This is a genomic window from Sinorhizobium fredii USDA 205, from assembly GCF_001461695.1.
Lineage (GTDB): Bacteria > Pseudomonadota > Alphaproteobacteria > Rhizobiales > Rhizobiaceae > Sinorhizobium > Sinorhizobium fredii.
The window spans coordinates 117,624-137,185 of the sequence record NZ_AUTC01000045.1 but is presented as its reverse complement, the minus strand read 5'-3'; the positions used below and the strand labels follow the sequence as shown (position 1 = coordinate 137,185).

The 19,562-nt window shown below is 64.0% G+C and carries 16 protein-coding genes and 1 pseudogene; 5 read left to right on the top strand and 12 right to left on the bottom strand.

Translation table 11 applies throughout. From position 1 onward, the window contains the following. Nucleotides 1-75 precede the first annotated feature (75 nt). The 4 genes from soxG to N181_RS06545 form a co-directional block, all read right to left on the bottom strand. Nucleotides 76-624, bottom strand: coding sequence for a sarcosine oxidase subunit gamma family protein (gene soxG / locus N181_RS06560; RefSeq protein ID WP_014329815.1), 549 nt, complete (start codon nucleotides 622-624; stop codon nucleotides 76-78). Continuing rightward, a complete protein-coding gene (locus tag N181_RS06555) occupies nucleotides 617-3,610 on the bottom strand; it encodes a sarcosine oxidase subunit alpha (RefSeq protein ID WP_014329816.1) in 2,994 nt (997 codons plus the stop codon). The genes soxG and N181_RS06555 overlap by 8 nt, the downstream gene beginning before the upstream one ends. Then, a complete protein-coding gene (locus N181_RS06550; protein ID WP_014329817.1) occupies nucleotides 3,607-3,948 on the bottom strand; it encodes a sarcosine oxidase subunit delta in 342 nt (113 codons plus the stop codon). The genes N181_RS06555 and N181_RS06550 overlap by 4 nt, the downstream gene beginning before the upstream one ends. 69 nt (nucleotides 3,949-4,017) lie before the next feature. Continuing rightward, nucleotides 4,018-5,271 carry a sarcosine oxidase subunit beta family protein gene (locus N181_RS06545; protein WP_014329818.1) on the bottom strand — a complete coding sequence of 418 codons (1,254 nt, stop codon included), beginning with the start codon at nucleotides 5,269-5,271 and terminating at the stop codon, nucleotides 4,018-4,020. A gap of 352 nt (nucleotides 5,272-5,623) precedes the next feature. Here N181_RS06545 and rpsU point away from each other — a divergent pair, with 352 nt between their 5' ends. From rpsU to N181_RS06525, 4 genes and pseudogenes are all read left to right on the top strand, one after another. Further along, nucleotides 5,624-5,836, top strand: coding sequence for a 30S ribosomal protein S21 (rpsU, locus tag N181_RS06540; protein ID WP_012709405.1), 213 nt, complete (start codon nucleotides 5,624-5,626; stop codon nucleotides 5,834-5,836). Between the two features lie 252 nt (nucleotides 5,837-6,088). Beyond that, nucleotides 6,089-6,975 (top strand): annotated as a pseudogene (locus N181_RS06535) (tetratricopeptide repeat protein). 156 nt (nucleotides 6,976-7,131) lie between these two features. Further along, on the top strand, nucleotides 7,132-7,605 hold the full coding sequence (locus N181_RS06530) for a DUF992 domain-containing protein (RefSeq protein WP_037394188.1): 474 nt from the start codon (nucleotides 7,132-7,134) through the stop codon (nucleotides 7,603-7,605). 177 nt (nucleotides 7,606-7,782) lie between these two features. Further along, entirely contained in the window at nucleotides 7,783-9,003 is a 1,221-nt protein-coding gene (locus N181_RS06525) for an adenylate/guanylate cyclase domain-containing protein (protein ID WP_050984028.1), read from the top strand. Nucleotides 9,004-9,097: 94 nt separating this feature from the next. On the opposite strand, the gene N181_RS06520 is transcribed toward N181_RS06525, so the two are convergent. The 6 genes from N181_RS06520 to N181_RS06495 all read right to left on the bottom strand — a co-directional run bounded on the left by N181_RS06520 (nucleotide 9,098) and on the right by N181_RS06495 (nucleotide 16,147). Continuing rightward, entirely contained in the window at nucleotides 9,098-10,498 is a 1,401-nt protein-coding gene (locus N181_RS06520) for an NAD(P)(+) transhydrogenase (Re/Si-specific) subunit beta (protein ID WP_060563302.1), read from the bottom strand. 9 nt (nucleotides 10,499-10,507) lie between these two features. Next, entirely contained in the window at nucleotides 10,508-10,918 is a 411-nt protein-coding gene (locus N181_RS06515; protein ID WP_012709410.1) for an NAD(P) transhydrogenase subunit alpha part 2, read from the bottom strand. Then, a complete protein-coding gene (locus N181_RS06510) occupies nucleotides 10,919-12,067 on the bottom strand; it encodes a Re/Si-specific NAD(P)(+) transhydrogenase subunit alpha (RefSeq protein ID WP_060563301.1) in 1,149 nt (382 codons plus the stop codon). It abuts the gene before it with no gap. Nucleotides 12,068-12,333: 266 nt separating this feature from the next. Then, nucleotides 12,334-12,558: an aa3-type cytochrome c oxidase subunit IV gene (locus tag N181_RS06505; protein ID WP_014329824.1), complete on the bottom strand. Its 225-nt coding sequence runs from the start codon at nucleotides 12,556-12,558 to the stop codon at nucleotides 12,334-12,336. A gap of 335 nt (nucleotides 12,559-12,893) precedes the next feature. Next, nucleotides 12,894-13,670, bottom strand: coding sequence for an N-acyl amino acid synthase FeeM domain-containing protein (locus N181_RS06500; protein WP_014329825.1), 777 nt, complete (start codon nucleotides 13,668-13,670; stop codon nucleotides 12,894-12,896). Between the two features lie 167 nt (nucleotides 13,671-13,837). Next, nucleotides 13,838-16,147: a putative bifunctional diguanylate cyclase/phosphodiesterase gene (locus N181_RS06495; protein ID WP_060563300.1), complete on the bottom strand. Its 2,310-nt coding sequence runs from the start codon at nucleotides 16,145-16,147 to the stop codon at nucleotides 13,838-13,840. Nucleotides 16,148-16,566: 419 nt separating this feature from the next. Here N181_RS06495 and N181_RS06490 point away from each other — a divergent pair, with 419 nt between their 5' ends. Further along, complete coding sequence (locus tag N181_RS06490) at nucleotides 16,567-17,322, top strand: gamma-glutamyl-gamma-aminobutyrate hydrolase family protein (protein WP_014329827.1); 756 nt, start codon at nucleotides 16,567-16,569, stop codon at nucleotides 17,320-17,322. Here the strand turns inward: N181_RS06490 and N181_RS06485 are convergent, their stop codons facing one another. Continuing rightward, entirely contained in the window at nucleotides 17,323-18,285 is a 963-nt protein-coding gene (locus N181_RS06485; protein ID WP_014329828.1) for a 2-hydroxyacid dehydrogenase, read from the bottom strand. A 76-nt stretch (nucleotides 18,286-18,361) separates the two neighbouring features. Next, entirely contained in the window at nucleotides 18,362-19,384 is a 1,023-nt protein-coding gene (locus N181_RS06480) for a LacI family DNA-binding transcriptional regulator (protein WP_014329829.1), read from the bottom strand. Nucleotides 19,385-19,562 lie beyond the last annotated feature (178 nt).

Genomic DNA, 19,562 nt, shown 5'->3' with positions numbered 1-19,562 from the left:
GACACGTCACATCCGGGCCTGAAAAAGAAAAAGCGGCAGATCGCTCCGCCGCTTCCAGTTCAAAAATACGCCGCCTCAATGCGCCGCGTCTTCGGCGCCTTCCGAAAGCAGGCCGAAGACGAAGGGCGAGAACGACCGCCAGCATTCGAGGCGGAATGTATCCTCCGCCGTCCGGAGGAGAACGATCTCCGCCTTGCCGAAGACGGTGCGCGAGCAGGCGCCGACCGGGAAAAGGCCGAGCGACAGGTCCTGCGGGCAGCCGCTATTGATCGCCACTTCCGCGCCCGGTCCGCTGACGATGATCGCCGTGTTGCGGTGCGAGACATCGACGGCCGAATGGAGTGCGCCGCTCGATGCGGCGGCGGCCATCAGGTCGGCGCCGTCCTCGTCGATCACCAGCCACTCGTCCGGACCGAGCCAGAGCGCATGGCGCTTGCCGCTCGACGCCGAGGTCTTCGGCCTGAGCGGAAGCGTCACACCGAGGGCGGCGGAGAGCGCCGGAACCGCGTCCTTGCCGGCGCGCAGCGAGATCCGCGAGGCGGGTGCGGCCGGCGTCAGGATCGCCGCGTGCGAGCCACCCCTGAGGCCGGCGAGCGGAGCTTTGCGAATTGCCTGGTCAGCCATGGAGGCGACCTCCTTCCTTGTCAAAGAACACCATGTCGCTCACCTCGACGGCGATCGTCCGGTCGGCCATCGGCACGTAGAGCGTCTGTCCGAGGCGCGCCTGGCCGCCGGCAACGACCGCCATCGCAATCGAGCGGCCGCAATTTGACGACCAGTAGGACGACGTCACGTGGCCGAGCATGGTCATCGGTTTCGGTTCGTTCGGATCGGCGACAATTTGAGCGCCTTCCTCCAGCACGACCTTCGGATCCTTGGTAAGGAGACCGACGAGTTGCTTGCGGCCGTCCTTGACGAGGTCGGGCCGCTTCAGGCCGCGGATACCGACGAAGTCCGGCTTCTTCTTCGAAACCGCCCAGGAAAGCCCGGCGTCATGCGGCGTGAGCGTGCCGTCGGTGTCCTGGCCGACGATGATGTAGCCCTTCTCGGCACGCAGCACGTGCATCGTCTCGGTGCCGTAGGCGCAGGCGCCCATCGGTTCGGCCCTCGCCCAGATCGCCTCCCAGACCGCCTGGCCGAAGTCCGCCGGCACGTTGACCTCGAAGCCGAGCTCGCCGGTGAACGACATGCGGAACAGCCTTGTCGGCACGCCGCAGATCCGCCCTTCGGCGACGCTCATATGCGGGAAGGCTTCGTTAGACAGATCGATGCCTTCGACGAGCGGCGCGATGATCTCGCGCGCCTTCGGGCCCTGCACGGCGATGACGGCCCATTGCTCCGTCGTCGAGGTCAGCCACACCTTGAGATGCGGGAACTCCGTCTGCAGATAGTCTTCCATATGATGCAGGACGCGCGGCGCGCCGCCGGTCGTCGTCGTCACATGGAAGCGATCCTCGGCCAGCCGGCCGACGACGCCGTCGTCATAGACGAAACCGTCGTCGCGCAGCATGATGCCGTAGCGGCAGCGGCCGGGCTTCAGGTTGTCCCAGGCGTTCGTGTACATCAGGTTGAGGAACTGGGCGGCGTCGGGGCCGACCACCTCGATCTTACCGAGCGTCGACGCATCGAAGACGCCGGCCACTTCGCGGACCGTCTTGCACTCGCGGGCGACCGCCTCATGCATATCCTCGCCGGCCTTCGGATAGAACCAGGCGCGCTTCCAGTTGCCGACATCCTCGAACTCGGCGCCCTGCGCCTCCTCCCAGGCATGCATCGGCGTCTTTCGGGCCGGATCGAACAGGCTGCCGCGCGAGTGGTTGACGATCGCGCCGAAGGTTATCGGCGTATAGGGCTGGCGGAAGGTCGTCAGCCCCACCTCGGGGATCCCCTTGCCGAGCGCTTCCGCGGCGATCGCAAGCCCGTGCATGTTGGAGAGCTTGCCCTGGTCGGAGGCCATGCCGTTGGTGGTGAAGCGCTTGATATGCTCCACCGAATGCATGCCCTCGCGCACGGCAAGGCGAATGTCCTTGGCGCAGACGTCGTGCTGGAAATCGATGAAGGCCTTGACGGTCGTATCCGGTCCCGCCCCTTCGGCCGCCCCGATCATGCCGCCGGTCCATTCAAAGGCGTTCTGACCGGTAAGCGCGACCTGCGCCCCGCCTTCGGCGCCGGCAGCCCGGGCGGCCAGCTCGCCGGCGGCAAGCGCCTCGTCGATCGTCGCCTGAAGGTCGTCGGTGCCGTTGCAGGTGCCGATCGACAGGCAGTCCTGCGCATAGGTGCCGGGCAGGAAGCGCTCCGTCGCCGCATCGAACTTCACCTTGCCGCGCGACTGCGAGAAGAGGTGCACCGACGGGGTCCAGCCGGCCGAGACGAGCAGCGCATCGACGGCAATCTTGCGCGCCCCGCGGCCGCCGTTGCGGGCGACGCTGATCGAGGCGATCCGCAGCTTGCCCGTGGTGTTGACGACGGAGTGACCCGTCAGCACCTCTATGCCGAGGTGTCTCGCCTTTTCCAGCACCGCTTCGCCTGGCTGCTCTCGGCAATCGACGATCACCGCAACCGCGACGCCGGCCTTCTTGAGGTCGAAGGCGGCCTCGTAGGCGGAGTCATGCGCCGTATAGATGCCGACCTTCTTGCCGACCGCGACGCCGAAATGGTTGAGATAGGTGCGGCCCGCCGATGCCAGCATGATGCCCGGCCGGTCGTTGTTGGCGAACACCATGTGGCGCTCGATCGCGCCGTTGGCGAGGATGACCTTCTTGGCGCGCACCTGCCAGAGCCGCTCGCGCGGCAGCGTCTTGTCGACAGCGGCGAGATGGTCCGTCACGCGCTCCACGAGGCCGACGAAATTATGGTTGTAGTAGCCGAAGGCCGTCGTGCGCGTCAGCACGGTCACGTTGTCCATGTCGGCCAGCGCCTTGCCGGTCTCCTGCGCCCAGGCATAGCCCGGCTTGCCGTCGACGAGCGTACCGGAGTCGTAGTGGAGCGCCCCGCCGACTTCCGGCTGTTCGTCGCAAAGGATGACCTTCGCGCCGGCCTTTGCCGCCGCGAGAGCAGCCGCAAGACCGGCGACGCCGGCGCCGACAACCAGCACGTCGCAGTGGGTGTAACGGCTGGCATAGTGATCCGGATCGGGCTCGGTCGGCGCGACGCCGAGACCGGCTGCCCGGCGAATGAAGGGCTCGTAGAGGCTGTGCCACGCCGCCTTTGGCCACATGAAGGTCTTGTAGTAGAAGCCGGCGGCGAAGAACGGCGACAGGAGATCGTTGAAGCCGCCGACGTCGAAGGCAAGCGACGGCCAGCGGTTCTGCGAGGAGACCTTCATGCCGTCGAAGACTTCCTGCACCGTGGCCCGCACGTTCGGCTGCCGTCGTGCCGCATCGCGCGAGACATCGAGCAGCGCATTCGGCTCCTCCGCACCGGCGGAAAGAATGCCGCGCGGACGGTGATACTTGAACGACCGGCCGACCAGATGGATGTCGTTGGCGATCAGCGCCGAGGCGACCGTGTCGCCCTCGAGCGCCGTCAGCGTGCGACCGTCGAAGGTGAACCTTGCGGTGCGGGCCGGCGTCAGGCGTCCCGCACCCGAAATGCGATTGACGCCGCTCATTGCGCTGCTCCTTCCAGGGCCTCGTAGGTCTCGACCGTCGCGGCCGTCTTCGGCTGCGCATCGAGATCGGGCTTCGGCTCGCCGGCCTTGTAGGTCGTCAGGAACCGGTCGCTGACCGTATCACGGGCGGCGTTGAAGAAGCGGCTGCAGCCATGGATGTGCCGCCATCTCTCGAAGATCACGCCCTTCGGGTTGTCGCGCAGGAAGAAATAGGCCTCGAATTCTTCGTCGCTGATGTCGGCGATGTTGGTCGGACGGGCGATGTGGGCATCGCCGGCATTGCGGAATTCGAGCTCGGAGCGCTCTTCCTCGCAGTAGGGGCAGTAAATCAGAAGCATCTGGAATGTCCTCGCATTAGAGCGCCGCGTCTTCGCCAGAAGGCGCAAAGGTCGCTCTATCCTTCAACTCTAGTGCGCAACGGCGGCAGCGGCCGCCTCGTCGATGAGCCGCCCGGTGCGGAAGCGCTCGAGCGTCAGCCCCGCAGAGAGCCTATGCGGCTCCCCGCGTGCGATGAGATGGGCAAAGAGATTGGCTGAGCCCGGCGTCGCCTTGAAGCCGCCCGTTCCCCAGCCGGCATTGAGGTAGAGGCCGGGTACCGGCGTGACGCCCTGGATCGGCGAGCGGTCCTGGGTCACATCGACGATGCCGCCCCATTGCCGCATCATCTTGACGCGGCGGAACATCGGGAAGAGTTCGCAGATCGCGTCGAGCGTATGGGTGATGATCTGCAGGCCGCCGGTCTGCGAATAGGAATTGTACTGGTCGGTACCGGCGCCGATGACAAACTCGCCCTTGTCGGACTGCGAGATATAGGCATGCACCGAGTTCGACATCACCACGCAGGGGAAGATCGGCTTCAAGGGTTCGGAGACCAGCGCCTGCAGCGGCTGGCTCTGCAGCGGCACGCGCACGTCCGCCATCTGCATCAGCACCGAACTATGGCCGGCCGCCGAAATGCCGACCTTCTTCGCACCGATGAAGCCGCGATTGGTATCGACGCCGGTGACCCGGCCGGTTTCGTCGCGGCGGATGCCGGTCACTTCGCAGTTCTGGATGATGTGCACGCCGCGGTCGGAGGCCGCACGGGCATAGCCCCAGGCAACGGCGTCGTGGCGCGCCGTGCCGCCGCGCCGCTGCAGCGCTGCACCATTGATCGGGTAGCGGGCGCTCTTGGCGATATCGAGCGGCGGACAATAGGCTTTTGCCTGTTCCGGCGTCAGCCATTCGTTGTCGATGCCGTAGAGCCGGTTGGCGTTGATGTGCCGCTTGAAGGACTGCTGGTCGTGAATGTTGTGCGACAGCATCATCACGCCACGCGGCGAGTACATGACGTTGTAGTTCAGGTCCTGCGACAGGTTCTCCCAGAGCTTCAACGAATGCTCGTAGATGTCCATGCTCTCTTCATAGAGATAGTTGGACCGGATGATCGTCGTGTTGCGGCCGGTGTTGCCGCCGCCGATCCAGCCCTTTTCAAGCACGGCGACATTGGTGATGCCGTGCTCCTTGGCAAGATAATAGGCGGCCCCAAGGCCATGCCCGCCACCGCCGATGATGATCACATCATATTGCGGGCGTGGCTCCGGCGAGGCCCAATGGGGGCCCCAGCCCTTGTGGCCGCGCAATGCCTCACGCGCCACGGCGAAAACAGAAAATTTGCGCATCCGCCTGCTACTCCATGAACCGCGAAAAAAGAACCGCGAAAAAACGTTCCGTCGGGGTTAGAAATCGCAAATCCGGTGGCGGCGCAACGTTTCTTTTGCGACGCGATCCGGCGGACTTGGGCGGACTTGCGACATGAGCGACAAACCGCGACAAGCATTCCGGGTCGCGACCGCCCGTTCTCCCCGGCTGCGGCGCATTTTTCCTTGCGCTCCTATCGCGCCGCTGGACTTTCAGCCGACGATCTGGTATCCGCTCCTCTAATCGTAGAGCTTTCGGCTCAGCGAACGCAGACTTATTGCCTCCCAAACCTGATGGTGAGGCGGACAACTCGAACAAAGGAACGGGATTCACGTGCAGGTACTTGTCCGCGATAACAATGTCGATCAGGCGCTTCGCGCACTCAAGAAGAAGATGCAGCGCGAAGGCATTTTCCGCGAAATGAAGATGCGTGACTTCTATGAAAAGCCGTCCCAGAAGCGTGCGCGCGAAAAGGCCGAGGCCGTCCGCCGCGTTCGCAAGCTGGCTCGCAAGCGCGCACAGCGTGAAGGCCTCCTGGCCCGCTGATTGGTCGTTTTTTCGACGCTTTCCAATGTAATTTGTGGCGGGGGCGAGGCATCGCCGCCGCCATTTTGATATGGACACCCTGTCCGTCGGCAGTCTAGCGTGATTGCCGCATCAGCTGGCGACGGTTCAGCCGCCCGGAAAACAAGGCCGGACGGTTCGCCCGAGGCGCTCGTAGAGCCCCCGGAGCCCCCGCGCCTTCGCCGCTCTCCGTAAAGGAAAGCACTGGGACCTTGTCGCTTTGAGGGATCGACTTTGACACTTGCTGCCATGACTGCGGACGTCTCCGGTTTCACCATCCAAGAGGCGCGCCGCCCCACCAGCGCAATCCGAAGCTTGCCGCCATGCTGATACTCGGCTCGGCCCTGCTGCTTGCCGGATGCCAGACCGACAACGCCTCCGAATCGATGATCCGCGTCGAACGGGCGCAAGGCTCGGAAGAAAACATCGCCTCGCTGTCGAGCGTCATCGCCTCCAATCCGAGCGACCCGGAAGCCTACAACGTGCGCGGCTCGGCTTACGGCCGCGCCGGCGAATTCCGCCGGGCGCTTGCCGATTTCGACCAGGCGATCAAGCTCAACCCGAGCTTCTACCAAGCCTATGCCAACCGCGGGCTCGTCCATCGCAACATGGGCGACCAGCAGGCCGCCCTCGCCGACTACAATGCCGCACTGCAGCTCAATTCGAGTTATGACGTCGCCTATATCGGCCGGGGCAATCTCTATCGCCAGGCCAACCAACTCGACGCCGCCTTCAACGATTTCAACAAGGCGGTCCAGCTCGACACCACCGATCCCCGCGCCTACCACAATCGCGGCCTGATCTATCAGGCGCGCAACGATCACGCCCACGCGATCGAGGATTTCTCGACGGCAATCTCGCTGTCGCCGAGCTCGGCCGAGCCCTATAACGGCCGCGGCATTTCCTATGTGGCGCAAGGCGACGACGACAATGCCTTCTCGGATTTCAACACGGCCATCAATCTGAATGGCAAGCTCGCCGAATCCTGGGCGAACCAGGCGCTGATCTACGAGCGGCGCGGCGAAAAGGCCAAGGCGCAGAAGTCCTATTCGCACGCGCTGCAGCTCGATCCGAAATACGAGCCGGCCCGCGCCGGGCTTGCCCGCGTCAAGGCAACCTGACCCCAATCCCGTTCCTCCCTGTTGAGGCGCCCGCGGCAATGTCGCGGGCGTTCTTGTTTGCCGGCCACGACATTGTGCGAGCCCCGGCCGATCGGCGATTGGGGAACCAACACGAGCGCAATCTGTTTGACTATGACGTAAACATGGAGATCAGCCATGATCAAACAGATCCTTGTTACAGCGGCCGCCCTTGCGGCCCTTTCGGCGGCGGCCCCCGCTCAAAACTACGTTGCGCTCGGCCGCCTGACCTGCGGTTCGGAAGGCGGCATGGGGCTTATCATCACCTCCACCAAGAACCTGATGTGCACCTTCAAGCCGGCGGATGGTTCGCCAGGCGCCGTCTATGCCGGCAGGATCACCAAGATCGGCATCGATATCGGGTCGACCGGCAAGACCGTGATGATTTGGGATGTGCTGGCGAAAACCGGCACGCCGTTCACCGAATATGCGCTGGCCGGCGAATATGCCGGTGTCGGCGCCGACGCCAGCTTTGCCGTTGGCGGCGGAGCGAAGGTTATCGCCGGCGGCACGAACAGGGCCTTCATGCTGCAACCGATCAACGTCCAGGTCCAGGAAGGCCTGAATATCGCGCTTGGCATCGATCACCTGGTGCTGGCGCCGGCCAGTTGACCGTCATAGGGCGAATAAATTGTTGGGGCCCCGCCGGGGCCTCGCTCGGGTCACTTCACCCGCAGACCTCTTGTTCCTCGACATCCAAACTGCAGCGACTTGCGCGCCGGGGCAAGGCGCGCCACTCTTGCTGTTGGTCGCTGGTTGAACCGGCGCGACAGCACGACGGGATATAGGATGAAGGACCAGGCAATCCGCGACATCGTTCTCTGGATGTCGGACGAGGGAATTCGCGGCCTCAAGGAGCAGGACCTTCTCGCGGGCTTCTGTGATCGGTGCCACGCCGCCGGCCTTCATATCGACCGCGCGCTTGGGCTGATCGACACCCTCCACCCGGAGTTCGAGGGCCGCGCCTTTCAGTGGAACACCGAAAGCAATGACGTGCCGGACGTCGTGCATTACGGCTCGACCAGCGGCGGCGAGGCACAGGAAAACTGGCAGCGTTCCATCTTCTTCCACATGCTCCAGGACAACGAGGCCGAGCGCCGCATCCAACTTGCGGAGGAGCCGCATATTCCCTTCACCATGCTCGACAAGCTGAAATCCGAAGGGCACACCGACTGCTTCGGCCTGATCCATCATTTCACCGACCGCGGCCGTGTCGGACAGATGGATTGCTTCTACTCCTACTGGACGACGAAGAGACGCGGAGGCTTCGACCGCGAAGACCTCCATGCGCTCCGAACGCTCGTGCCGACGCTTGCCCTCGCCGTGAAGGCAGCCTCCTGCGTCCGCATCATCGGCACGCTCGCAGATGTCTATCTCGGCCAAGACGCCGGGCGGCGGGTGGTCGAAGGCAGCATCGAACGGGGGGCGGCCGAGCGGATCGAGGCGGTCATGTGGTTCTCCGACCTGCGCAACTACACGCGCATCGCCGAGAGCGTCGCGCCGGAGGAGGTCATTCCCTTCCTCAACGACTATTCCGGCACGGTCATTGCCGCGATCGAGGAGCATGGCGGCAGCGTGCTGAAGCTGATCGGCGATGGGGTCCTCGCCATCTTCAACGGCCGCAAGCCAGCCGATGCCTGCAGCGCCGCGATCGCCGCCGAGCGACAACTGCGCGTCATGCTCGCCGACCTGAACGAGCGGCGGCTCGAAGAAGGAAAACCGACCACCGACGTCTATCTCGGGCTGCACATCGGCGAAGTCTTCTACGGAAACATCGGCAGCCAGAACCGACTCGATTTCACCGTGGTCGGGCCCGCCGTCAACGAGGTGAGCCGCATCGTCTCGATGTGCCGCTCGGTCGAACGCCACGTCATCATGTCTTCGGAATTCGTCGAGGCCTCCCCGGCCGCGCATCGCGCCAACGCCGTTTCGCTCGGACGTTTCGCGCTTCGCGGCGTCGCAAGGGCGAAGGAGCTCTTCACCTGGGACCCGGAAATCCAACCGGGCTAGTAACCGCGCGATCGAATTAGACGCGAAACTCCCGGCAAGAACGCAAATGCCCGCCTCGTGAGGCGGGCATTCAGGTCGGAAGCAACGGCAATCCTCAGTGGTTGATCGCCTTGACGATTTCCTCGGTGACCTTCTTGGCGTCGCCCAAGAGCATCATCGTGCCGTCCTTGTAGAACAGCGTGTTGTCGATGCCGGCATAGCCGGAGCCGAGCGAGCGCTTGACGAACAGGCAGGTCTTGGCCTTGTCGACGTCGAGGATCGGCATGCCGTAGATCGGCGAGGTCTTGTCGTCGCGGGCCGCCGGGTTGGTGACGTCGTTGGCGCCGATCACATAGGCGACGTCGGCCTGGGCGAATTCCGAGTTGATGTCCTCGAGCTCGAACACCTCGTCATAGGGGACGTTCGCCTCGGCGAGCAGCACGTTCATGTGACCGGGCATGCGGCCGGCGACCGGGTGGATGGCGTATTTGACCTCGACGCCGGCCGCCTTCAATTGGTCGCCCATTTCACGCAGCGCATGCTGGGCCTGCGCCACCGCCATGCCATAGCCGGGCACGATGATCACCTTCGAGGCGTTTGCCATCAGGAAGGCGGCATCGTCGGCCGAGCCCTGCTTGACGGTCCGCTGCACGCCGTCGTCACCCGCTGCCGCCGCCGTCTCGCCGCCGAAGCCGCCGAGGATCACCGAGATGAACGAGCGGTTCATGCCCTTGCACATGATGTAGGAGAGGATCGCACCGGACGAGCCGACCAGCGCCCCGGTGATGATCAGCGCCAGATTGCCGAGCGTGAAGCCGATGCCGGCCGCCGCCCAGCCGGAATAGGAGTTGAGCATCGACACGACGACCGGCATGTCGGCGCCGCCGATCGGGACGATGATCAACACGCCGAGCACCAGCGACAGCAGGACGATCGCCCAGAAGTCGAAGTGACTTTCGGTCAGCGCCAGGCCGACGATGAAGAAGACGATCAGCGCCGCGAGGCCCAGATTGATGAGATGGCGATAGGGCAGCAGGATCGGTTTGCCTGACATGCGGCCGTCGAGCTTCAGGAAGGCGATGACCGAGCCGGTGAAGGTGATCGCGCCGATCGCCACGCCGAGCGCCATTTCGACGAGCGCCTGGGCGTGGATCTCTCCGATCGCCCCGATGCCGTAGGAGGACGGCGCATAGAGCGCCCCGGCGGCGACCAGCACGGCGGCGAGGCCGACCAGCGAATGGAAGCCGGCGACGAGCTGCGGCATCGCCGTCATCGGGATGCGCTTGGCGATATAGGCGCCGGCGCCGCCGCCGAGCGCCAGGCCGGCGACGATCAAGAGGAAGCCGCCGATCGACGGCAGCGCCAGGAAGAGCGTCGTGACGATGGCGATGCCCATGCCGATCATGCCGTAGGCATTGCCCTTGCGGCTGGTGGTCGGATGCGACAGGCCGCGCAGCGCCATGATGAACAGCACGCCGGAGACCAGATAGAGGAAGGCTGCGAAGTTAGCGTTCATCGGCCCGCCTCACTTGTCTTTTTTCTTGTACATGGCGAGCATGCGCTGGGTGACCAGGAAGCCGCCGAAGATGTTGACCGAGGCCAGCACCAGGGCGACGAAGCCGAAGCCGGTGGCCAGCCCCGAAGCCGAGATGCCGACCGCCAGCAGCGCGCCGACGACGATCACCGAGGAGATCGCGTTGGTCACCGCCATCAGCGGCGTGTGCAGCGCCGGCGTCACCGACCAGACGACGTAATAGCCGACGAAGATCGCCAGCACGAAGATCGCCAGGCGGAAGACGAAGGGGTCGATCGCCCCGCCGGTGGCGCCATGCGCCACTGCGCCGGCCGCATCCGGCACATATTCGGCCGCCGTCCTGACCGCCTCGACCGCCCGTTCGAGATCGGTCAGTGCCTTGTCCAGAAGTTCGTTCGCCATTTACTTGTCCCCCCCGTTCGCACCGCCGAAGGCCGGATGCACCACGGCGCCGCCGTGGGTCAGCGCCGTCGCCTTGACGAGCTCGTCCTCCATGTTGAGCGCCAAGGCCTTCGTCTCCTTCGAGACCATCGTCTCCAGGAAGGTGACGAGGTTCTTGGCGTAGAGCAGCGAGGCGGAGGCGGCGATGCGGCCCGGCACGTTGAGGTGGCCGACGATCTTGACGCCGCCGGCCGCGACGACCTTGCCGGCTTCGGCGCCCTCGACATTGCCGCCGCGTTCGACGGCGAGGTCGACGACGACGGAGCCCGGCTTCATGGCATCGAGCATCGCGCGGGTCACGAGCCTCGGCGCCGGCCGGCCGGGGATCAGCGCCGTGGTGACGACGATGTCCTGCTTGGCGATATGCTCGGCGACCAGCGCCGCCTGCTTGGCCTGGTAGTCCTTCGACATTTCCTTGGCGTAGCCGCCGGCCGTCTCGGCCGCCTTGAACTCGTCGTCCTCGACGGCGATGAACTTGGCGCCGAGCGAGGCGACCTGCTCCTTGGCGGCGGGACGAACGTCGGTGGCCGTCACCATGGCGCCGAGGCGCCTGGCCGTGGCGATCGCCTGCAGCCCGGCGACGCCGGCGCCCATGACGAAGATCTTCGCCGCCGGCACCGTGCCGGCCGCCGTCATCATCATCGGCAGGGCCCGGTCGTATTCGTGCGCCGCGTCGATCACCGCCTGGTAGCCGGCAAGGTTGGCCTGGCTGGACAGCACGTCCATCGACTGGGCCCGGGTGATGCGCGGCATCAGTTCCATGGCGAAGGCGGTCAGCCCGGCGCCCGCCATCGCGGCGATCGCCTCGTCGTTGCCGTAGGGATCCATGATGGCGATGACGATCGCTCCGGACCGGTAGCCGGCCATCTCTTCGGTTGTCGGCCGGCGCACCTTGAGGATGACGTTGGCGCTCTTGGCATCGGCGGCACTGCCGATCCGCGCCCCGGCCTTCTCGAACTCCGCATCCGGTACGCGCGAACCGTGGCCGGCACCGGCCTCGACGACCACGTCGAAGCCGAGCGATTTCAGCTTCTTGACGCTGTCGACGGAGCCGGCGACGCGCGGTTCGCTCGGATCGGATTCCTTGGTAATAAAGACAATCTGGCTCAATACTCCCCCTCTCCGCCCCGCAGCCAGGCCCTCGCTGAATGCGGGTACATGTTCGATTGCCGAGTCGGCAGGACTTCAAGGCGATACAGCAAGACCCGTGCGAATGAAGGCGCGGCGCTGCAGCGACAGGCACTCTTCCCTCGAAGGCGGAGCATGCCCGCCGCCGAAAAAACGCTCCTCACGCGGTGAGGTCAGGCCGGACCGCGTCCGGCGACAAGGCAGGGGCACCCTCCCCCCACCTTCGACAGAATTGTCAGAGAGGCCGCTCAGCGCAGGAAAAAGTAACCGGCGACGTTGAGGAGGATGAACAGCACGACGGCGCTGATGAAGCCCATCGTCGTGAAGAAGCCGGCGGCCATGGCAATCAGCAGGGCAACGCAAAACAGCGTGCCGTATTTCGTTGCGTCGAGAAAGAGCTTGTAGGTCTTCTCATGCTCGGAATAGTCCATCGGGGCGCCCGTCTCGGCCGGTCCCGTGTGATGCTCTGCCATCTCCAGTTCTCCAGAATGCTGTGGCACCGCCTAGGCGGTTCGCTTTGACCCACGATCGGAACCGCTCCGCGACGACACGGGACAGCGGTCCTTTAGCTTCCGCATACACAAAGCGACGGCGCTTCGCAACGAAAACCCGCCCCCGCAGCCTGCGGCATAGTCGAACACCTACGCCGGCGAATTGTTTCGGCGCACGCAACGCACGTTCGAGAATTTCGGTTGCTATTGCATGTCTCCTTAAATCGAATTCGATTTAAGGACAAAGACATGCAGCAATTCAAAGTGCTACAGCGACCTTTGCGCGTCTGATAAGGCGCGCAGCGCTGTAGGCCGAACTATACGCCCGTGGATCTCCGCAAAAAGGATCGGCCCTGGCCCATCTGCGCGAATCGTGCGGTCGGCAGGATCGTCAGCGGCGCAAACGGCACCTCTTCGCGGCCGCCGAACGTCAGGCGTCGCTCGAACGGCTCGGAATCGAAGATCGGATAACGATCGAGAATCGATGGCCGCTGACCGCGCACCTGCGCCACGAGGAGCGAGCCGTCGGCATTGTAGACGCCGAGATTCTCCCGTCGCTCCACCACCGTTCTCGATCCGAAGATGCGCTTGTAGAAAGCCGCGTGGCGCGGACGGCAGGCGGTCAGGCAGCGGTCGGCGGCAAAGTACTCGCAGGCCATCGCCACCGGGCGCAGCGTCAGATACGGCAAGGCTTTGAGATCGTCGCCGAGCACCTCCGGGTCGACGGCGAGCCGGCCCGGGTCGATCAGCACCATGCCGGCATCCAGGAAGACGTCGATCTCTTCGCCGAAGATCAGCCCGGACGTGCTGGCGCGGTGGTCCGGCGTCACGTGGTGGACGCGCACCGTGCTGACCAGCCTCTCGTCGAGATAGATGCCGAAGACATAGGCGTGGCTGTCGAAGTCCAGCGTGTCGATGAGGGTCGAGCCGGTCAACTCCATCAGGTTCACGGCCTTGTAGGCCTTGAACCTCAGGCGGGCGATATCCTCCATGTCCTCGCCACCCTCGACCCGCCGGTATTCGACGCGATCGAGGAGCCGCATGAGCTTCTCCGAAAAGCTGCCAGAATCGGTCTGGCCTCCGTTGGCACGCATCACCCCACCCCATGGTTAACAGGAGGTTAAACCTATTGAGGGAAGGGCTGTCGGCAACAACAAAATGGCACAATTCACATTAACCGTTTGTTAACCTTAACAAACGGTTAATGTGAATTGGGTAACGGGCCTTGCCCGGCACGGATGCTTTTTGCGGGGAAGTAATCCTAGGCGATGTTCGAGCGGGAGGTCTTGGTGGCCCGTTTTCGGACACGCGGCTTGCACAGATCGCGGATCGCCGATGCCGGCATCGGCGCTGAAAAGACGAAACCCTGGATCAGATCGGCACAGCGATGGTTGTTGATGAGCTGTAACTCATCGACTGTCTCGACCCCTTCGACGACCGCTTTGAGGCCTAGGGCGCGAGCGAGATTGACGGCGCTGCGCAGCAGCTTGAAACGACGCGCATCGCCGCGAATGTTGCGGACGAAGGACCGATCGATCTTGATAATCGAGACGGGGAGCGCGTCGAGATAGCTGAGGCTAGAATAGCCGGTCCCGAAGTCGTCGATCGCGATGGTCATACCGCGTTCGCGCAACTCGTGCAGCAGCGACTGAGCCTTGGCCGGTTCGTCCATCAGGCAGCTCTCCGTCACCTCCAGATGCAGCCGGGCAGGATCGAGCCCCGTCTCGTCCAGGGCCTTGCCGACAATTTCGACGATCTGCCTGTCTCGAAGGTCGAGGACGGACAAGTTGACCGAAACAGCCACGCCCTGGGGCCAGGTCGAGCAGTCGCGGCAGGCCTGCCGGAGAACGAAGCGGGTGATGTCGGTGACGAGTCCCATCTCCTCCGCGAGCTGAATGAAGACACTGGGCGGGACCGGTCCGCGTTCTGGATGAGCCCAGCGCGCCAGGGCCTCGCAGCACTCGACACGCGATCCGTCCGGTGTAAACATCGGCTGATAGGAGACGCTAAGGGCGCCGGACTTGAGCGCTTCGCGCAGGTCGCTCTTGAGTCTCTGCCGATCGAGGTAGCGCGCATCCATCTCGGCTTCAAAGGCCGTACACCCTCCCCTGTCGCGCGATTTTGTCTCCGCCAGCGCCAGATCGGCCTTGATCTGCAGATCCTCGAATCGAAAGGCGCTGCGCTTGGCGACGACGAAGCCGGCGCTCATGGTCATGTAGAATGTGAAGCCGCCAGCCTCATAGGTACCGCGCATCCGGGCGTGGAGATCGCGAATCCGCTCATCCAGGTCGAGACTGTTTGCCTTGTTGGGGAAGAAGACGACGAACTCGTCCCCCATCAGGCGTGCCGCGATCGCGCCGCTGCCGGCAACGTGCTTGAGGCGCTCGGCAATTGCCTGAAGCAATTTGTCGCCGACCACGTGGCCCCTTGTATCGTTCACATGCTTGAATTCGGCGATATCGATGAGCAGCAGCCCGACGTCGCGATCAGACGCAGCCTCGCCAGCGACCGCATTGTGCGCCAACTCGGCAAGATAGTCGCGGCTCGGCAGTCCGGTCAGCGTATCGAAACGCACCATCTGCAGGATTTGCCTTTCCGCCTGAATCCGCGCCGTCACGTCTTCGAAGATCAGCACGATCTCGCCGTTCTCGCGCCGGCTCGCCGAGAATTCGAGAAAGAGATCCTCGGCTATGGGCACGAGGGCGCGCGACCGCTTGCCCTTGAGCAGGAGGTCGAGCTGGCGAACCATGTTCGCGCTCTTTTCGCCGTCGAGCGACATCTGGCCGGCGCCGTGCTGAAGCACGTCGTCGAGGAGCCGATCCTTCATATCCGCCTTGTCGCCGAGCTTCAGAAGCTCGCAGGCGCGTTCATTGGCGACGACAATGCGGTTGTCGCCGTCCAGCATGAACAGGCCGTGTGTCATGTTGTTGAGCGCCGCGTCGAATTGTCCGGCGATCGACCTGATTTCCCGGGCGGCGAGGACATTGTCGTAGAGAAAGGCGCGTACATTGTTGGCCATCTTCCACGTCGTGAAGATGAACGGCAGGATCAGGATGGCCAGCACGAGCATGTAGGGATCGCGCAACGTCAGCAGACCGACGACGATCGGCAGGCAGGCCGACGACGACAGCAACAGCACCGCGCGTTCGGAACCGTAATTCCTGCCGACCAGCGAAATCATCGAGGCGAGCGTCACCGAGATGCAGGCGAGTTCGGAGAATGCATCCTGACTGACGGCAATGGCGTAGCCGCAGGTGAGGCCGCAGGTGAGCGTGACGCCAATGCCACCGATGATATACCGGTTTTCCCACCTCCTGACGGCCGCTTGATCGGCACGGGAAAAATCCTGGCGGTCGAAGCGCCGCATGTCGAGGTTGCGAAGGATCCAGATGATCACGATCGCGATGGCACAGCCAAGATAGAGGGGTTCGGACGTCTTCAGGAAGACGAGCAGAAAGATTACGACGTGCGACAGCATGCCGATCACCAATGCCCGGCGATGTTGGTAGAGCGAACTTACAGACGACAGGTAGATGTCCGTCGGAAAAGCGCCCTGTTCATTGCGCGTCATGAACCAAGCTCCGGTTTGCCGGATTGTTAGGATCCACGGCTTAACGAATGATTTCGTCTAACTGTCGAATATATCTGCAGAATTGGGAAGCAGCGGCAACTCGGTTTTCCCATTCCGGCCGGAGATTCAACCAGCTCTTGCAGCTGACGCCAAATAGTGGATGGGTTTTGCAACCGCGCATAGGTGCGCTTTAAGGAAATCGTAACCGATCCAACCTGCGCAGTTTCGGAGCCGCCGAGGCTCTTTCCAGAGCAAATGGTTAGCCGACTTTGAAGAAACGACGCCAGGCGCATGATCGAAGACCTGAGCAGGTCCGAAAACCGCGCCGGGGAGCACGCGCACGGAGCGCCTCTCTCCGTAGTTGACTTTGGCCGCGCTCTGGCGACAAGGCTTATCAACACGATGAACGGAGTCTGAGAATGTCGAAACCTGTCGTTGCCATCCCCTGCGACTTTCGCGAATTCGACGGCAATGTCTGGCACGTGGTCGCCCATCAATATGTGCGTGCCGCCGTCGAGGGCGCGGGCGTCATGCCGTTCCTCGTTCCGGCGCTCGAAACCGGCAACGACATCGACGAAATCCTCGACCGGGTCGATGGCGTGCTTGCCAGCGGCGCCCGCTCCAACGTCCACCCGTCGCTTTACGGCCGAGAGGCGACCGACGCGGACGGCCCCTTCGACCCGGGCCGCGATGCGACCAGCCTTCCTTTGATCCGTCGGGCGCTTGATCGAGGCGTCCCGCTGCTCGCCATCTGCCGTGGCATTCAGGAGCTCAATGTCGCGCTCGGCGGCACGCTCGCGACCGAAATTCAGGAGCAGCCGGGAATCTCCGACCATCGCAAACCGGACGTGCCCGATCTCGACATCGCCTACGGCATCCGCCAGGACGTGGTCGTCAAGGAAGGAAGCTGCCTCGCGCCCGTCCTCGGCACCGGCCGGATTCGGGTCAACTCGCTGCATCGCCAGGCGATCGCCGCCACCGCACCGCGGCTTGCGGTCGAGGCCATCGCCGACGATGGCACGATCGAGGCCGTGTCGGTCATCGGCGCCAAGGCGTTCGCGGTCGGAGTGCAATGGCATCCGGAATACTGGGTGCGGACCGACGCGCCTTCCGCCGCCCTGTTCAAGGGTTTCGGCGATGCGGTGCGCGGCTATCGCAAAAGCAAGGCCGGATAGCTATCGGCTCGCGCGCTCGAACGGCGTCTCCGGGACCGGCGTGAGCGCCCGTCCGGTTGAAAACCACGCCTTCAGATTGTCGACGACGAGATCGGCCATGGCATTGCGGGTGACGACCGAGGCAGACGCCACATGCGGCAGCAGCGAGACATTCGGAAATGCGATCAGCGCCTCGGGCACATGCGGCTCGTTCTCGAAGACGTCGAGCCCGGCACCGGCAATGGTGCCGCCCTGTAGCGCCGCAATGAGGGCGGCTTCGTCCAGAGTCGAACCGCGGCCGACATTGATCACCACCCCTTGCGGTCCGAGCGCCGCGAGCACGTCCGCATTGACGGCCTTCGCCGTGCTCGGCGTCCCCGGCACAATGACAATCAGCGTGTCGACCGCCTCGGCGAGACCCACCAAGCTCGGATAATAGGCAAAGGGCAAGTCCTCGCGCCGGCTGCGCGTGTGATAGGCGATCGGCACGCTGAACGCCTCCAGCCTGCGGGCGATCGCCAGACCGATTCTGCCGAGGCCGAAAAGTCCGACCTTTCTGCCACGGAGCGACAGCGGCGATAGCGGAAAGTTGCCGTCGCGAACCCACCGGCCCTGCCGCAGCCATTGCTCCGCCTGCGGCAGTTGGCGCACGGTGTTGAGCAGCAGACCGATCGCCGTATCGGCGACTTCCTCGGTCAGCACATCCGGCGTGTTGGTGACGACGATGCCGCGCGCCGCCGCACGGGCGGCGTCGACGCCATCATAGCCGACGCCGAAATTGCCGACGATCTCGAGCCGCGGGAAGGCGTCCATCAGTTCGGTCGGCAGGCGCCCCGAGACGGCAATGCCGGCGACATCCGCCATGTCTGCCGTGACCAGCGAAGCATCGGCACGCTCGATCCGCACGGTGTCGAACATCTCAGGCAGTCGCTCGAGGATGCGCGGGTTGATCTTGCCGGGCACGAGGATTCTAGGACGGCTCATCGAGGTTCCCTTTCCGGAGCGTGGCGAAAACGCGGATGATCGCTTCCCGCATCCTGTTCTGACTCGGAGAAAAGGATCAAGCCGTTACGCGGAGCGGACCGGTCGATTGGCGGATCCGCATTTCCGGCTTGATCAGGTGGATGCCATCCGGCTCGTGGCTGCCCGAAAGCTTGTCGAGCAGGGCGCGCGCCGCGCTGCGGCCGACTTCCGCCTGACCGTTCCAGACGGTCGTCAGCGCCGGCGTCGCGATCGAGGCCTCCTCGAGATCGTCGTAACCGGTGACCGAAATATCGACGCCCGGCACGAGGCCGGCGCGGGCGATGCCGTTCATCATGCCGATCGCCACAAGGTCGTTCCAGCAGACCACGGCGGTTGGCTTTTGCGGCAGCGACAGAAGATGCACCGCCGCCTCGAAGCCGCCCTGCTTGGAACGGGGGCCGGGGATGCGCAGGTCCGGATCGACGTCGATATTCGCCTTGCGCAACGCGTTGACATAGCCCTGATAGCGGTCGCGCCCCGTCGAGGTCTGGTCGGTGCCGCCGACCATGGCGATGCAGCGGTGGCCGAGTCCGATCAGATGGTTGGTGGCAAGCGCGATGCCGTAGGCGTCGTCGCCGCGGAAGATCGGCACGTCGAGGCCCTCGATCGAGCGGGCGATCAGGATCGCCGGCATGCCGTTGTCCTCGGCGAGCTGGATGTCCTCCGGCGGTGTGCCGATTGCCGGCGACATGATGACGCCGTCGCCGCCGAGCTGCAGCAGCGTCTCGATGAAATCGCGCTGCTTCTCGACGGAATCGTAATGATTGGAGAGGATGAAGGTCTGCTTGTCGCGGTCGAGTTCCGCCTCGATCGCCTTGAGGATTTCGCCATAGAAGGGGTTCATGATGTCGTGCACGACGACGCCGATGATGCCGGAGCGCGATGTCCTGAGGCTTGCGGCGCGGCGATTGTAGATGTAGCCGAGGGCGCGCGCCTGCTCCTTGATCTTCTCGCGGGTGGCGATCGCCACCAGCGGGCTGTCTCGCAATGCCAGGGATACGGTCGCCGTCGAAAGTCCGAGTGTCTCCGCGATTGTCGAAAGCTTGACCTTCTGCGCCACCGTGCCCCCCGTTGCCCGTCGATTGTCCCGGCCCGTTTTAAACCCTCTTTAAACTGTTTAAATCGCCGCTGCAATCGGGAAGTGCGCTTAGAGCCTTTCCTGGTTAAATGGAACCATTCTGTTGGCTCAAGCGGAGTGGAATGTTTGCTCGGCTGGCGCGCGGCGTAGCCAAAGCATA